We start from the raw sequence: 14,743 nt of genomic DNA, 5'->3' as shown, positions 1-14,743 counted from the left end.
CATGCCGGCAACGTCAATTCATCCCATGGCCGTGGTGGAGCCGGGCGCCGAACTCGGCACCGGGGTCAAGATCGGCCCGTTCTGCAGTGTCTCGTCCGAGGCTGTCATCGGCGACGGCGTCGAGCTGATCAGCCACGTGTCGATCCTGGGAGCGACGTCGCTTGGCCAGGACAGTGTCGTCTATCCGACGGCCGTGCTGGGGGCTGCCCCCCAGAACACCAAGCACACGGGCGGCCGCACGACGCTGGAGATCGGCCGCAACACGACGATTCGCGAAGGCGTGACGATGCATCGCGGCACCGACACCAGCCGCGGCGCGACCACCATCGGCGACAACGGCAACTTCCTTGCCTATGTGCACGTCGCGCATGACTGCAAGCTCGGCAACAACATCACGATGGCAAACCTCGCGACCCTGGGCGGCCATGTGACGATCGGCGATTCCGTCATCTTCGGCGGGCTGAGCGCGGTTCACCAGTTCTGCCGGATCGGCCACCACGCCTTTATCGGCGGTGCCGCAAAGGTCTTCGGCGATGTCATTCCCTATGGCATGCTGCAGGGAAACAACGGTTCGCTGCGCGGCCTGAACATCATCGGCATGCGGCGCTCCGGCATGCCGCGCGCCGAGATCCAGGCGGCACGCGCCGCCTACAAGATGATCTTCGATCGCGATCACCCGGTGAGCGAAAACCTGGAACGGGCAAGGACAGCCTTCGGCGAGTCGCCTGCGGCGCGCGAGATCATCGATTTCCTCAGCAATCGCGAGAAGCGGCATTATTCGGTGCCACGCATCGGCCGACCCAGCGACGACGACGCCGATGGCGAGGACTGAGCAGGCGAGCCACCCACTCCTGCAGCCCGGCGACACAATCGCGATCGTCGCCGGGAGCGGCCAGTTGCCGATCGACCTCGCAAAGCACCTGCGTGATCAAGGCATCCCTCCGTTGGTCGTGATGGTGGAGGGTGAGGCGGCGCCGGAGCTTTCCGAATTCGATCACGAGACGATAGCGCTCGAAGAATTTCCCGGCTTCCTGCCGCTGTTGCGGCGGCGCAAGGTCACCCATGCGGTATTTGCGGGCGGCATCGGCCGACGGCCGAGGCTGCGCGACCTGAAGCTGACATTCGCCTTCCTGACCTTCATTCCACGCGCCCTGATGGCGCTGAAACGCGGCGACGACGGTCTGCTTCGCACGATCGCAGGCGTGGTGGAGGGGCAGGGGATCAAGGTGCTTGGGGCGCACCAGATCATGCCAGACCTGCTGGCAAAGGCGGGCAGCATGACGAGGGTCGCGCCGACCAAGGCCGATTTCGCTGACATACGGGCAGCCGAAGAAGCCGCGCTCGCCATCGGCCTGCTCGACATCGGCCAGGCTGCCGTAGCCGTCGGTGGCCGCGCCATCGCGCTCGAGGGCATCGAGGGGACCGAGGGGCTGCTGGAGCGGGTCAAGGGTCTGCGGTCGCATGGACGCATCGCCGGCCGCAAGCGCGGCGTGCTGGCGAAGTGCGCCAAGCCGGACCAGGAAGAGAGGCTCGACCTGCCCACGATCGGGCCGCAGACGGTCAGAGCGGCCCACGAGGCCGGTCTTGCCGGGATCGCGGTCGAGGCGGGACACTCGCTGGTAGTCGACTTCGGCAAGGTCGTCGAGGAGGCTGACCGGTGCGGCATGTTTGTCATCGGCCTGGCTCGGGAAGACGGCCGATGAGCGGCGCGCTGAAGATCGCGATCGTGGCCGGCGAGGAATCCGGCGACCTGCTTGGCGCCGACATCGTCACGGCGTTGCGCGTCGCGACGGGCCGCGAGATCAAGCTCGTCGGCGTCGGCGGCCGGCACCTGCAGGAACTGGGCCTGAAGCCGCTGTTCGATGCCGGCGATATCGCACTGATGGGCGTTTCGGCGGTGCTGCGCGACCTGCCGCGGCTGATACGCCGCATCGGCCAGACCGCGAGCAGCATTGCGAGCGAGGCTCCCGACTGCCTGATCACCATCGACAGTCCCGACTTCACGCTGCGTGTGGCGAGGAAGGTGAGGGCGGCCAATCCCTACATCCCGATCGTGCACTACATCTGTCCGAGCGTATGGGCCTGGCGGCCTGGCCGCGCGCCGGCCATGAAGCCTTATGTCGACCGCATCCTGTGCATCCTGCCCTTCGAGGTCGCCGAACTCGAGCGCCTCGGCGGACCGCCGGGCACCTATGTCGGGCACCGGTTGACCAGCGATCCTGGCTTGCGCGGGGCGGCCGCGGCACAGGCAGCTTCCCGCGAGCCTTCTGAGACCCGGCAGAAGACGCTGCTCGTCCTGCCCGGCTCGCGCCGCGGCGAGGTCAAGCGGCTGATCGAGCCGTTCGGCGAAACGGTTTCGATCCTCAGGCAGCGCGGTCGCGATCTGCGTCTCGTGCTACCGACGGTGCCGCATGTGGTCGACATGGTGGAAAGCGCCGTTGCGGGCTGGGAAGAGAAGCCGACTCTGGTGACCGGCACCGAGGAGAAGTGGCGGGCTTTTGGCGAAGCCGATGCGGCGCTGATCGCATCGGGCACGGTATCTTTGGAACTGGCGCTGGCGGGCGTGCCGCTGGTCTCGTGCTACAAGCTCGACCGGATCGCGCGACTGGCGAGCGGGCTGATCACGACATGGTCGGCGCTGCTGCCCAACCTGATCGCCGACCGGCCGGTGGCGCCGGAATTCTTCAACGGTTACGTGCGGCCACGCATGCTCGCACGCTGGCTCGAGGCGCTGCTCGACGATACGCCGGCGCGCGCCTGGCAGAAGCAGGGTTTCGCGGAAGTGGTGCGCCGCATGGCGACCGAGCGGCCGGCCGGCGAAATCGCCGCCGAGGCCGTGCTCGGGCAGATCAGGCGCAAGCTCTAGTCCTCTGGTCCGAGAGCAGGCTTGCGGCCGAGCGACGCGTCGTCGCCCGGCCGCAGTCGGTCCTAGCGCTTGGCGATCGGAACGTAGTCGCGCTCGGGGGAGCCCGTGTAGAGCTGGCGCGGGCGGCCGATCTTCTGGTGCGGGTCCTCGATCATTTCCTTCCACTGCGCGATCCAGCCGACGGTGCGCGCGACGGCAAACAGCACGGTGAACATGGTGGTCGGGAAGCCCAGCGCCTTCAGCGTGATGCCGGAATAAAAATCGACGTTGGGGTAGAGCTTCTTCTGGATGAAGTACTCGTCCGTCAGGGCGATCTTTTCGAGCTCCATGGCGATGTCGAGCATCGGATCGTCCTTGATGCCGAGCTCGCCCAGAACCTCGTGCGCCGTCTTCTGCATGATCTTGGCGCGCGGGTCGTAGTTCTTGTAGACGCGGTGGCCGAAACCCATCAGGCGGAACGGATCGTTCTTGTCCTTGGCACGGGCGATGAACTCCGGGATGTGATCGACATGGCCGATCTCGCTCAGCATGTTGAGCGCAGCCTCGTTGGCGCCGCCATGCGCCGGGCCCCACAGGCAGGCAATGCCGGCCGCAATGCAGGCAAACGGGTTCGCGCCCGAGGAGCCGGCGAGCCGGACCGTCGAGGTCGAAGCGTTCTGCTCATGGTCGGCGTGCAGGATGAAGATGCGCTCCATGGCGCGCGCCAGCACCGGATTGACCTTGTACTCCTCGCACGGCACGGCGAAGCACATGTGCAGGAAGTTGGCGGCGAAGCCGAGTTCGTTCTTCGGGTAAATGAAGGGCTGGCCGATGTGATACTTGTAGGCCATGGCCGCTATCGTCGGCATCTTGGCGATCAGGCGCATCGAGGCGACCATGCGCTGGTATGGATCCGAGATGTCGGTCGAGTCGTGGTAGAAGGCCGACAGGGCGCCGACCACGCCGCACATGACGGCCATCGGGTGGGCGTCGCGGCGGAAGCCGGTGAAGAAGCGCGACATCTGCTCGTGAACCATTGTGTGGCGCGTCACACGGTAGTCGAAATCGTCCTTCTGGGCCTTGGTCGGCAGTTCGCCGTAGAGCAGCAGGTAGCAGACCTCGAGGAAGTCGCCGTGCTCGGCCAGCTGGTCGATGGGATAGCCGCGATGCAGCAGGATGCCGGCGTCACCGTCGATGAAGGTGATGGCCGATTCGCAGCTCGCCGTGGAGGTGAAGCCGGGGTCGTAGGTGAAGGCGCCGGTTGTCGCATAAAGCGCGCCGATGTCGATGACCTCTGGCCCGACCGATCCGCTGCGAACCTTCAGTTCGTGGGACTTGCCCGCATATTCCAGTTTCGCAGTCGTCATCGCAAACTCCCTTGGCCAAAAGCAATCATCGTCCGGTCTAAACTCGTCATCCAAACCCTTGTCGGCGTTGCCGCGCGAGCGGCGAATTGTCTTCAATCACACTATGTTGCACCGCGAAAGGCAGGTTTCAAGATGGGTTAGGGCAGCAAGATTGTCCTAATCGATTTGATCCGAAATCCGCGCCAGACTTTCTTCCCGACCGAGCACACCGAGCACGTCGAATACGCCGGGCGAGGTGGCCCTGCCCGTAAGGGCAGCACGCAAAGGCTGTGCGACGGCTCCGAGCTTGTGGCCGCCCTGTTCGGCAAAGGCGCGGATCGCCGCTTCCGTTGCCGCCGGCGACCAGTCGTCCGTGACGGCTTCGAGCGCCTTGAGCGCACCAGCCAGGATAGGGCGCGAGGGCTCGCCGAGCAAAGTGGCGGCCTTCTCGTCGAGCGCCAGCGGACGCTGCGCGAAGAGAAAGGCGGCGCCGTCGGCGAGTTCGACCAGCGTCTTGGCGCGCTCCTTCAGACCGGGCATGGCGGCCAGCAGCTGCGCACGGCGGGTTTCGCTCATGTTGTCGGCGATCAGCGCGCCGTTTTCCAGATGGGGAAGGGTGCGTTCGAAGATGTCGAGCAGTTCGGCGTTGTCCATGCGGCGCATGTGCAGCCCGTTCAGCGCCTCGAGCTTGGCGAAGTCGAAGCGCGCGGCACCCTTGTTGACGTCCTCGATCTCGAACCAGCGGATCATGTCTTCGAGGCTCATCACCTCGTCGTCGCCATGGCTCCAGCCGAGCCGCGCCAGATAGTTGAGCAGGGCCACGGGCAGGTAGCCCATGGCGCGGTAGGCATCGACGCCGAGCGCGCCGTGGCGCTTGGACAGCTTCGCGCCGTCGGCACCATGGATCAGCGGGATATGCGCCATGACCGGGATGTCCCAGCCCATGGCATCGTAGATGATCTGCTGGCGCGCCGCGTTGGTGAGGTGGTCGTCGCCGCGGATGATGTGGGTGACACCCATGTCGTGGTCGTCGACCACGACGGCATGCATGTAGGTTGGGACACCGTCCGACCGCAGGATGATGAAATCGTCGAGGTCCTTGTTGGGAAACCTCACGTCGCCTTGGACCCTGTCGCGCACCGTTGTCTCGCCGTCGGTGGGCGCCTTGATGCGGATTGCCGGGCTGACGCCTGCCGGGGCCTCCGACGGGTCGCGGTCGCGCCAGCGGCCATCATAGCGCGGCGGCCGACCCTCGGCGCGGGCCTTCTCGCGCATTTCGGTGAGTTCTTCCGACGACGCATAGCAGGGATAGGCCTTGCCCAGCCGCACCAGTTCCTCCGCGACTTCGCGGTGGCGGTCGGCGCGTGCGAACTGCGAAACGTGTTCCCCTTCCCAATCGAGGCCGAGCCAGGTCATACCGTCGAGAATGGCGGCGGTGGCCGCATCGGTCGAGCGCTGCCGATCGGTGTCCTCGATGCGCAGCAGCATCTTGCCCTTGGTGTGGCGCGAATAGAGCCAGTTGAACAGCGCCGTGCGCGCGCCGCCGATATGCAGGAAACCGGTGGGCGAGGGGGCAAAACGGGTGACGACGGCGTCTGACATATTTCTCCCGGGGAGGCGTCCGCGGGCGCGGACATGCTGGAGTTTCGCACCACTGGTGCGCAAGGCTGGCGTTCATGTAGCATAGGTCGCCTCTGGTGCAAGAGGCGGGCAGACGGGCAGGGCGCGTTATGGCGGATGAAGTTTCGCCTGAGAACGTCAGTGAACGGAGGATGTTTGCCGCGGCAGGCGGGGTATCCGGCATGCCTGCCGTCGGCTTGCCGGCGGCGAACCTGCCTTCCGCGCACCCGGCTTCGGGCATTAATGTTCCGGCGATTTTCGGAAAGACCGTTGCCGATGCAGCGCCGCGCACGCGTCTGCTGCCACGATCGCCGCAGTTTCGGGGAATCATGCAGGCGGCTGCTACGGAACTCGACCGCGGCATCGCCTTCGTTCTCGCGCCGGTATTCATGGCGGCCGGTGCGCTGGTCTATTTCGCAGCCGGTCACGAGCCATCCGCAGCGCCGCTTGCCATCTCGGCCGCATGCCTGGCCTTGCTGGTCATGGCCAGCCGGTCACATCCGCCGGTCAATCTGGCGCTGGCAGCGCTGCTGCTGGCAGTCGTCGGCGCGCTTGCCGGCAAGGCGGAGACCTGGCGCGCCGACACCAGGATGCTTGGCGCCGAGGTGACGACGCAGCTGACGGGCAGGCTCGTGGCCATCGAGCACATGGCCACGGGGCGGGACAGGCTGACGGTCTCGGTGACCCGCACGGAGCGCCCGGTACTCCGTTACGCGCCCGACCAGGTGCGCGTGTCGGCCCGCACTGTCGGCGACGACATCGTTCCCGGCACCGAGATCACCGGACTGGTACGCCTGATGCCGCCGACGGGGCCTGTCCGGCCGGGCAGCTACGACTTCTCGTTCCGGAGCTATTTCGACGGCAATGGCGCGAGCGGCTTCTTCCTGCGCGGACCGGTTCTGACCGCGAACCCTGCAGCAGCTGGGCTTGCCGCGCGGATGCGGGCCATGGTCGAGGGCTGGCGTGCGGCGGCCGCGGCGCATATTGCCGAGCGGATCGGGGGCGCGGAGGGAGAGATCGCCGCTGCCCTTGTGGTCGGCGTGCGCGCCGGTATTCCCGACGACGTCAACGAGGCGCTGCGGCGGGCCGGCATCTACCACATCATCTCGATCTCCGGCCTGCATATGGCGCTGGTGGCCGGCACCATCATGGGCCTGTTGCGGGGCGCCTTTGCGCTGTTTCCGGGTTTCTCGTCGCGCCGGCCGGTGAAGAAATATGCCGCCGCCGTCGCCATCGCGGGGATCGCTGCCTACCTGTTCATTTCGGGCGCAGAGGTCGCCGCGCAGCGCAGTTTCATCATGCTGGCGGTGATGCTGACGGCAGTGCTGTTCGACCGTGCCGCGCTGACGATGCGCAACCTCGCCATCTCGGCCATCGTGGTCATCGCCGTCTCGCCGCACGAGGTGGCGGGGCCAAGCTTCCAGATGTCGTTTGCCGCCACCGCTGCGCTGGTCGGAGCCTACGCGGCATGGGCGGAGTACCGGCTGCGCCGGCCCGCAAGGACGCAAACAGACAGGCCGCTGATCCTGCGGGGGTTCGGCATGGCGACCGCAGCGACAGCCGGACTTGCGATGACCTCGCTGGTCGCCGGCGGGGCAACGGCCATCTATGCGGCCTATCATTTCCAGCAGATGCCATCGCTCGGGCTGTTCACCAACCTTGCGGCCATGCCCATCGTCTCGACACTGGTGATGCCGTTTGCCGTGCTTGGCACGCTGGCCATGCCGTTCGGGCTCGATGGTCCCTTCTTCGACGTGATGGGCTTGGGCCTGTCCGCAACGGTCGCCATCGCCCGCTGGTTTTCAGAGCGCTCGCCGATAGACGTCGTCGGCCCGGTGTCGGGGCTGTCCGTGACGCTGCTGACGGCCGCTCTGGTCATCGCGACGGTTTGCACGACCTGGCTGCGGGCGGCCGCGGTCCCGCTGCTGCTCGCCGGCCTGCTGACGCTGCCCGGACAGGCGCCGGACCTGCTTGTCTCGGAAGATGGGCGCCTGGTCGGACTGGACGCTGGCAACGCCGGAATGGCGGTCAACCGGACGCGACCGAACGCGTTCACAACGGAAAACTGGCAGCGCGCCATGCTGGCGGGCGCCATCGTCGGACCGGTTGTTGCGAAGGATGCGCCGGCAAGCGTTGCCGGGCTGGTCGAACAGCTTGCCGGACAGCCGAATGGGACGCAGGGTTTCGTGTGCAGCGAAAGGGCATGCGCGGCACGACACGCGTCTGGCGCCATAATCGTGCATGCGAAGGACCCGTCCGGCGCCTCGGAAGCCTGCGGGTTGGCGCGTGTCGTGGTGATCGACGACGCGACGGTGCGGGATCCCTGCCGCAGCAGCGATGTCCTTGTTGTCGGCAAGCGCGATCTGGCGCAGTTGGGCAGCGCGGCGGTGACGTTCGGGTCCAGGGCAGACGGCAACGAAGCGTCGAACAGCGAAGCCGCAACCGGGGAGAATTTTGCGCCGACCGTGGAGATTGAATTCGCGATCAAGCGACCTTACCGCCCCTGGCATGTGCAACGACGCTATTCGCGCGAGGCGAGGGGACTGGCGCCTTACAGCCGGACCAGGCCGGCGGCGGCAGAAGGCGCGTCAGCCGACAGCCGGAACGATCCGGATCAGTAGCGTCGGATCAGGCCGACAAGCTTGCCCTGCACGCGGACCCGGTCCGGACCGAAGATGCGCGTCTCGTAGGCCGGGTTGGCGGCCTCCAGCGCAATCGAGGCGCCCTTGCGGCGGAACCGCTTGAGCGTCGCTTCCTCGTCGTCGACCAGCGCCACGATGATCTCACCCGGATTGGCGGTGTCGGCGTTGCGGATGATGACCGTGTCGCCGTCGAAGATGCCGGCCTCGATCATCGAATCGCCGCGCACCTCGAGTGCGTAGTGACTGCCGCCCGAAATCATCTCCGGCGGGACCATGATCGCGTGAGTCTGGTGCTGGATGGCGTCGATCGGCACGCCGGCCGCGATGCGGCCCATCACTGGGACGGAAACGCCAGCGGAGGAATCGTCGTCGTTGCTGGCCGAACGATCGCGCGCGTCGGGCTTCGGCTTGCCGAGGCTGCCCTGGATGACGCTTGGCGAGAACTTGCGCGCCGCATTCAGGCCAGGCGCGATGGAATCGGGCAGGCGAAGCACTTCAAGCGCGCGGGCGCGGTTGGGCAGGCGGCGGATGAAGCCGCGCTCTTCGAGAGCGGTGATGAGGCGATGGATCCCCGACTTCGACGCCAGATCAAGAGCATCCTTCATCTCGTCGAAGGAGGGAGGGATGCCGGCTTCCTTCAACCGCTCATGGATGAAGAGAAGAAGATCGTGTTGCTTGCGCGTCAGCATTCGCATGTCCCCCGGGAATCAAAACCCAAACAAAACCAGAACAAACACTATCTGTTCCAGTTGTGTTCCGCAACCGTTTAAATTTTAATGAATCTGTTGATGGTTTGTTCAGCGTAACGGGATGATGCGGCAGGGGTCGCCGGCTCGGGCTGGCGGGGCGAAGGGCGCGCGGATCAACAGGCAATCGGCGTCGGCGAGAACCTTCAGCATCGCAGAATCCTGGGCTGCGAAAGGCGTGACGGCGATTGCCGTGGCGCTCCGCTCCATGCTTGCTCGCACATAATCCTGGCGCAGGTCGTTGGCCGGCATGTCGACGGCCAACGTTGCTGCCACCGTGTCGTCGAGCACCGGCCGGCCGCCGAGGCGCAAAAGCAGGGGCTTGAGGAACAGGTGCGAGCAGACGAGACTTGCGACCGGATTGCCGGGCAGGCCAAGGCAGCGCGTGCTGCCCAGCAGCCCGTACATGAGCGGCTTGCCCGGCCGCATGGCGATCTTCCAGAAGCCGAGTTCCATGCCGAGGCCAACCAGTACGCGATGCACGAGATCATGGTCGCCGACGGACGCGCCGCCGAGCGTCACGACGACATCGGCGCCGGCGGCAATCGCCCTGGCGACCGTCGCCTCGATCAGGTCGAGGCGGTCGGGCACGATGCCGAGGTCGAGAACGTCGGCGCCGGCCTGGCGGGCAATGGCGCCGACGCCAAAGGAATTGGAGGCGATGATCTGGTCCGGCCCGGTCGTGCTGCCAGGCGGCAGGAGTTCGTCGCCGGTTGCAATCAGCGCGACGAGCGGGCGCCGGACAACCGGAACGGCGGCATGATTGGCGGAAGCCGCGAGCGATAATGCCGCGGGATCGAGAAGACGCCCTTGCGCGAGAAGGGGCGCGTCCTCGGAGAAATCCATGCCGACGGGGCGTATGTGCCGGCCACGCGCCACGCTCTCGAGCACCTCAACGGTGTCGTCGCCCGATGTGCGGACATTTTCCTGGATGGCGATGGTGTCGGCGCCGGCGGGCACCGGCGCGCCGGTGAAGATGCGAACGGCCTCGCCGGCACCGACCGAACCTGAAAACAGCCGGCCGGCCGCCGCCGTGCCGGTTATCCGGAGGCGGGACGGCACGGTAGCGACATCGGCGGCGCGCACGGCATAACCGTCCATCGCCGAGGCCGAGAAGGGCGGTTGCGTCCGCAGCGCACAGAGGGGAGCGGCAAGCACGCGACCGGCCGCATCGCCAATCGCCACGGTTTCGGTGGCCCCGGCCTCAACGCCTGCGAGCATGTGCTCCAGAGCCTCGGCGACGGGAACCAGAGCCATGGTCAGGATCCGGCCCGGTAGTCGCCTGACTTGCCGCCGGTCTTTTCGAGGAGATGGATGCCGGAGATCACCATGCCACGGTCGACGGCCTTGGCCATGTCGTAAATCGTAAGGCAGGCGATCGAGGCGGCGGTCAGCGCCTCCATCTCGACGCCGGTCTTGCCGGTCACGCGGGCAAGTGCCGTCACGCGCAGGCCGGGCAGCGTCTCGTCGGGCTCGATGTCGACGGTGACCTTGGTCAGCAACAGCGGATGGCAGAGCGGGATCAGTTCATGCGTGCGCTTGGCCGCCATGATGCCGGCAATGCGCGCCGCGCCGAGCACGTCGCCCTTCTTGGCGTCGCCCTTGAGGATCATCGCCAGCGTCGCCGGCTGCATGGTTACCGTTCCGGTGGCGACGGCAGTGCGGGTCGTCTCGGCCTTGTCGCCGACATCGACCATGTTGGCCTGGCCGTCGGCGCCGATATGGGTGAGCCCACCGGCCATGGCGTCAGGTTCCGGCCGGGACGGACGCGCCCTCGAGCAGCGCGCGCGTGGCGGCAGTGACGTCGGCCTGCCGCATCAGGCTTTCGCCGACGAGAAAGGTGCCGATGCCGGAGCGTTCGAGGCGCAGGCAGTCGTCGTGGCTGAAGATGCCGCTCTCGCCGACGAGGTGCCGGTCGGCGGGTACCAGCCTCGCAAGGCGCTCGCAGGTTTCGAGCGAGGTCCCGAAGGTGCGCAGATTGCGGTTGTTGATGCCGAGGAGCCGTGAGCGCAGCGCCAGCGCGCGCTCGGTCTCGGCCTCGTCGTGCACCTCGATCAGCGCATCCATACCGAGCTCTTCAGCAGCGTCTTCGAGACGGCGCGCCGTGTCGTCGTCGACGCTCGCCATGATGATCAGGATGGCGTCGGCGCCCCAGGCGCGCGCCTCGTGGACCTGGTAGGTATCGTAGAGAAAATCCTTGCGCAGCGCCGGCAGCGTCGTGGCGTCGCGCGCGGCGGTGAGGAATTCCGGCGCGCCCTGGAAGGACGGGCGGTCGGTCAACACGGAAAGGCAGGCCGCGCCTCCTTTGGCATAGGCCCTGGCCAGCGCCGGCGGATCGAAATCGGCACGGATCAGGCCTTTCGACGGGCTCGCCTTCTTGATTTCTGCGATGAGGCCGAAACCGCCGGCTGCGCGCTTCGCCTCGAGGGCTGCCAGAAATCCGCGTGGCGGCTCGGCGTCGCGCGCCCGCGCCGCGATTTCCGCCTGCGGCACGGCCAGCTTGGCGGCGGCGATCTCGTCGCGCTTGTAGGCCTCGATCTTGTTCAGGATATCGGCCACGCGGCTACCCGTTCGATACGGCGACCAGACGGTCGAGAACCTGCCGGGCCGCACCGCTGTCGATGGCCTCGGCGGCAAGCGCGATGCCCTGGGCGAGGTCGTCGGCCTTGCCGGCAACGACGAGGCCCGCGCCGGCATTCATCAGCACGGTGTCGCGATAGGCGCCCGGGGCGCCGTCGAGCAGGGCGCGCAGGGCGGCTGCATTGTAGGCAGCGTCGCCGCCGCGCAGATCGTCCTTGCTGTGCCGCTTCAGGCCGAACTGCTCGGGCGTCAGCGTGAAAGTGCTGATCTCGCCGTCGCGCAGTTCCGCGACATGCGTCTCGCCGGTTGCGGTGATCTCGTCATAGCCGTCGCCATGCGCCACCCAGGCCCGCTCGGCGCCGAGCGCCTTCAGCGCGCCGGCCACCGGTTCGATCCATTCGGGCGAGAAGACGCCGACCATCTGGCGCGTGACGCCGGCGGGATTGGAAAGCGGACCGAGCAGGTTGAAAATGGTGCGGGTGCCGAGTTCGACGCGCGTCGGGCCGACATGGCGCATGGCCGGGTGGTGCGAGGGCGCGAACATGAAGCCGATGCCTGCCTCTGCGATGCAGCGTGCGATCGCCTTCGGTTCGAGCTCGAGCTTGACGCCGAGCCCGGTCAGCACGTCGGCAGCACCGGTTTGCGAGGACAGGCCGCGATTGCCATGCTTGGCGACCGGCACGCCGGCGCCGGCAATGACGAAGGCCGCAGCAGTCGAGATGTTGAGGCTGTGCGAGCCGTCGCCGCCCGTACCGACGATGTCGATCGCGCCAGCGGGTGCTGCAACAGGCAGCATCTTGGCGCGCATCGTCGCCACCGCGCCGGAAATCTCCTCCACCGTCTCGCCGCGCACGCGCAGCGCCATCAGGAAACCGCCGATCTGGCCGGGTGTGGCCTCGCCGGACATGATGATATCGAAGGCGTCGCGCGATTCCTCGAAGGAGAGCGGCTCGCCGCCGGCGACTTTCGCGATGTGTGTCTTGAGCGTGGCCATAGCCTAGAACGCCAACGCCTGTTCGATGGCGCTGCGGTTGACCGTGACGCTGTACTGCGCCTGCAGCTTGGCGACCAGTTCGTCGAGCAGGTCGTCGGCAAAGCCGGAGGCGAAGGATTTGCGCGCGTCCTCGGGAACCGCATTGGCGTCCGCGCCGGCCGGCTCGAAGACCTCGGTGACCTTGAAGACGAGCTGAGCGTCGCCGGTCGGGGAGGGCACCACGCCGACGCCGCCTTCGGCGACGCCGAAGATGACGGCAACGCCGGCCTTGCCGAAATCGGTGTCGTCGGATTCGCGCTTCAGGCCGCGCTTGGTCTGCTTCTCGAGCGCCAGCTCCGTCGCCAGCGAATCGAGCGTGGCGCCGTCCTTCAGCCGCTTTTCAAGCTCGGCGGCCTTTGCCTGAAGACGCTCCTGGACCTGCTCGGCCTGCCAGTCGGCAACGGCCTTTTCACGGACCTCGTCAAGCGGACGCTCGCGGCGCGGCGTGATCTCGTCGACCTCGTAGAAGACGAAGCCGTTGCTGCCGATGTTGATCGCATTGTTCTCGATGCCGACCTCGCTCTCGAAGGCGTCGCTGAGCAGATCCTTCGACTGCGGAATGTCCTTTACCACCGTGCCGTCGGGGCGCTGGGCAGCGCGGTCGATCGCATCGATCGTCACCACGTCGAGACCGAGCTTGCCGGCAGCCTCGCGCAGGGTCTCGCCGGCGGCGCGGCTGTCCTCGTAGCGGTCGTGAACGTCCAGCAGGACGCGGTTTGCCTCGGCAAGCGCCAGGTCCTTGCGGATGCCAGCGGCCGCTTCGGAAAACGGCTGTACGACCTCGGGATTGATCTCGGTGACGCGCAGCAGGACCGGGCCGAATGCGCCGTCGACGATCGGGCTCACTTCATTGGCCTGCAGCGCAAAGGCCGCCTCGGCCACGGCCGGATCGGCAACCTTGTCCTTGGAGAAGGTGCCAAGCAGCGTGTCGGAAGCCGTCTTGCCCTGCGCCGTCACGATGGAATCGAAGGTCGCACCCGCCTTGATGGAATCGAGTGCGGCCTGTGCGGTGTCCTGATCGGTAAAGACGATCTGCTCGATGGTGCGCGTCTCGGGCGTGGTGAAGCGGGCGATGTTGGAGTCGTAGTCGTCCTTGACCTGTTCGTCCGAAATCGCCGCCTCGTCGGCGATGTTTTCCGGCAGCAGGGTGACGTAGGAAATCTTGCGGTATTCCGGCGCGGCGTAGTTGGCCTTGCGCTCCTCGAACCAGGTCGAGAGCACGGCGTCGCCGGGAGTCTCGACGGGCTCGACCAGCGACTTCGGAATGGCGATGAATTCGGCGGTGCGGTCCTCGCCGCGATAGAGCGCGACGGCCTTCAGGAAGGTATCGGGCGCCTCGATGCCGTCCGAGACGGCCTCGACGATCTGCTGGCGGATGGCGACATCCGCGCGGTTCTTCAGATAGTCGTCCGGGCGCATGCCGATCTGGCGCAGCGCGTATTCGAACTGCTGGCGGTTGAAGCGGCCGTCCGGGCCCTGGAAGGCCGGATCATCCATGGTCAGCGCGGCCAGCTTGTCCTGTGACAGGCCGAGACCCAGTTCGCTCGCCTGCTCGTCGAGCACGGCTCCGGCGACCAGCTGTGCGAGCACCTGGTCCTCGATGCCGAGCGCCCGGGCCTGTTCGCGGGTGAGTCGGGTGCCGAACTGCTGCGACATGACAGCGAGCTGGCGGTCATAGGCCAGGCGGTACTCGATCGGCGCCACCTTGGTCGATCCCGCCGTCACGACGGCGTTGCCCCCGAAGCCGTTGGCTACCTGGCCGGAGATGCCCCAGACGGCAAAACTCAGCACGAGCAGGAGAAGGAGGAGTTTGGCTACCCAGGTTCCGGCAGCAGATCGCAGCGAAGCAAGCATGTGAGATTCCGGTTGGCCGCGCCTTGTCCGGCGCGCAGTTCGATATTGAGCGCAATAGCGCCCTTCAGCGCGAAGGG

Annotated in this window: 12 protein-coding genes; 4 read left to right on the top strand and 8 right to left on the bottom strand. The window is 66.8% G+C overall.

All coding sequences use genetic code 11. From position 1 onward, the window contains the following. Position 1 precedes the first annotated feature (1 nt). Genes lpxA through lpxB form a run of 3 tightly spaced genes read left to right on the top strand, consistent with a single transcriptional unit; the run spans position 2 to position 2,866 of the window. Entirely contained in the window at positions 2–832 is an 831-nt protein-coding gene (gene lpxA, locus ACT2BZ_RS19555; protein ID WP_457937010.1) for an acyl-ACP--UDP-N-acetylglucosamine O-acyltransferase, read from the top strand. Then, the gene (locus ACT2BZ_RS19550) at positions 819–1,703 is read left to right on the top strand and encodes an LpxI family protein (protein ID WP_457937008.1); all 885 of its coding nucleotides are present in this window, start codon (positions 819–821) and stop codon (positions 1,701–1,703) included. Before lpxA ends, ACT2BZ_RS19550 begins: the two co-directional genes overlap by 14 nt. Next, a complete protein-coding gene (gene lpxB / locus ACT2BZ_RS19545; protein WP_457937006.1) occupies positions 1,700–2,866 on the top strand; it encodes a lipid-A-disaccharide synthase in 1,167 nt (388 codons plus the stop codon). The genes ACT2BZ_RS19550 and lpxB overlap by 4 nt, the downstream gene beginning before the upstream one ends. 62 nt (positions 2,867–2,928) lie before the next feature. Here lpxB and gltA read toward each other — a convergent pair whose 3' ends face one another. Next, positions 2,929–4,212, bottom strand: a complete 1,284-nt coding sequence (gene gltA, locus ACT2BZ_RS19540) for a citrate synthase (RefSeq protein WP_457937004.1) — start codon at positions 4,210–4,212, stop codon at positions 2,929–2,931. Between the two features lie 156 nt (positions 4,213–4,368). Further along, entirely contained in the window at positions 4,369–5,793 is a 1,425-nt protein-coding gene (gene gltX, locus ACT2BZ_RS19535) for a glutamate--tRNA ligase (protein WP_457937002.1), read from the bottom strand. Positions 5,794–6,140: 347 nt separating this feature from the next. Here gltX and ACT2BZ_RS19530 point away from each other — a divergent pair, with 347 nt between their 5' ends. Then, positions 6,141–8,432 (top strand): ComEC/Rec2 family competence protein, encoded by a 2,292-nt coding sequence (locus tag ACT2BZ_RS19530; protein WP_457937000.1) that lies wholly within the window; start codon positions 6,141–6,143, stop codon positions 8,430–8,432. Here ACT2BZ_RS19530 and lexA read toward each other — a convergent pair. The 6 genes from lexA to ACT2BZ_RS19500 all read right to left on the bottom strand — a co-directional run bounded on the left by lexA (position 8,426) and on the right by ACT2BZ_RS19500 (position 14,666). Next, complete coding sequence (gene lexA / locus ACT2BZ_RS19525) at positions 8,426–9,142, bottom strand: transcriptional repressor LexA (RefSeq protein ID WP_457936999.1); 717 nt, start codon at positions 9,140–9,142, stop codon at positions 8,426–8,428. The genes ACT2BZ_RS19530 and lexA overlap by 7 nt on opposite strands. A 108-nt stretch (positions 9,143–9,250) precedes the next feature. After that, positions 9,251–10,456 carry a molybdopterin molybdotransferase MoeA gene (locus tag ACT2BZ_RS19520; RefSeq protein ID WP_457936998.1) on the bottom strand — a complete coding sequence of 402 codons (1,206 nt, stop codon included), beginning with the start codon at positions 10,454–10,456 and terminating at the stop codon, positions 9,251–9,253. 2 nt (positions 10,457–10,458) lie between these two features. Further along, on the bottom strand, positions 10,459–10,941 hold the full coding sequence (gene moaC, locus ACT2BZ_RS19515; RefSeq protein WP_457936997.1) for a cyclic pyranopterin monophosphate synthase MoaC: 483 nt from the start codon (positions 10,939–10,941) through the stop codon (positions 10,459–10,461). Between the two features lie 4 nt (positions 10,942–10,945). After that, positions 10,946–11,758, bottom strand: a complete 813-nt coding sequence (gene trpC, locus ACT2BZ_RS19510; protein ID WP_457936995.1) for an indole-3-glycerol phosphate synthase TrpC — start codon at positions 11,756–11,758, stop codon at positions 10,946–10,948. Positions 11,759–11,762: 4 nt separating this feature from the next. Then, entirely contained in the window at positions 11,763–12,773 is a 1,011-nt protein-coding gene (gene trpD, locus ACT2BZ_RS19505; protein WP_457936993.1) for an anthranilate phosphoribosyltransferase, read from the bottom strand. A gap of 3 nt (positions 12,774–12,776) precedes the next feature. Continuing rightward, positions 12,777–14,666 carry a peptidyl-prolyl cis-trans isomerase gene (locus ACT2BZ_RS19500; RefSeq protein ID WP_457936992.1) on the bottom strand — a complete coding sequence of 630 codons (1,890 nt, stop codon included), beginning with the start codon at positions 14,664–14,666 and terminating at the stop codon, positions 12,777–12,779. Positions 14,667–14,743 lie beyond the last annotated feature (77 nt).

It is taken from the genome of Mesorhizobium sp. 10J20-29 (assembly GCF_054130485.1).
The sequence above is the reverse complement of the archived record's forward strand: the minus strand, read 5'-3'. Positions and strand labels throughout refer to the sequence as shown.

Bases quoted from the DNA above. Each gene is read 5' to 3' on its own strand.
- lpxA (WP_457937010.1), top strand. From the start codon at position 2: ATGCCGGCAACGTCAATTCATCCCATGGCCGTGGTGGAGCCGGGCGCC.
- ACT2BZ_RS19550 (WP_457937008.1), top strand. From the start codon at position 819: ATGGCGAGGACTGAGCAGGCGAGCCACCCACTCCTGCAGCCCGGCGAC.
- lpxB (WP_457937006.1), top strand. From the start codon at position 1,700: ATGAGCGGCGCGCTGAAGATCGCGATCGTGGCCGGCGAGGAATCCGGC.
- gltA (WP_457937004.1), bottom strand. From the start codon at position 4,212: ATGACGACTGCGAAACTGGAATATGCGGGCAAGTCCCACGAACTGAAG.
- gltX (WP_457937002.1), bottom strand. From the start codon at position 5,793: ATGTCAGACGCCGTCGTCACCCGTTTTGCCCCCTCGCCCACCGGTTTC.
- ACT2BZ_RS19530 (WP_457937000.1), top strand. From the start codon at position 6,141: ATGCAGGCGGCTGCTACGGAACTCGACCGCGGCATCGCCTTCGTTCTC.
- lexA (WP_457936999.1), bottom strand. From the start codon at position 9,142: ATGCTGACGCGCAAGCAACACGATCTTCTTCTCTTCATCCATGAGCGG.
- ACT2BZ_RS19520 (WP_457936998.1), bottom strand. From the start codon at position 10,456: ATGGCTCTGGTTCCCGTCGCCGAGGCTCTGGAGCACATGCTCGCAGGC.
- moaC (WP_457936997.1), bottom strand. From the start codon at position 10,941: ATGGCCGGTGGGCTCACCCATATCGGCGCCGACGGCCAGGCCAACATG.
- trpD (WP_457936993.1), bottom strand. From the start codon at position 12,773: ATGGCCACGCTCAAGACACACATCGCGAAAGTCGCCGGCGGCGAGCCG.
- ACT2BZ_RS19500 (WP_457936992.1), bottom strand. From the start codon at position 14,666: ATGCTTGCTTCGCTGCGATCTGCTGCCGGAACCTGGGTAGCCAAACTC.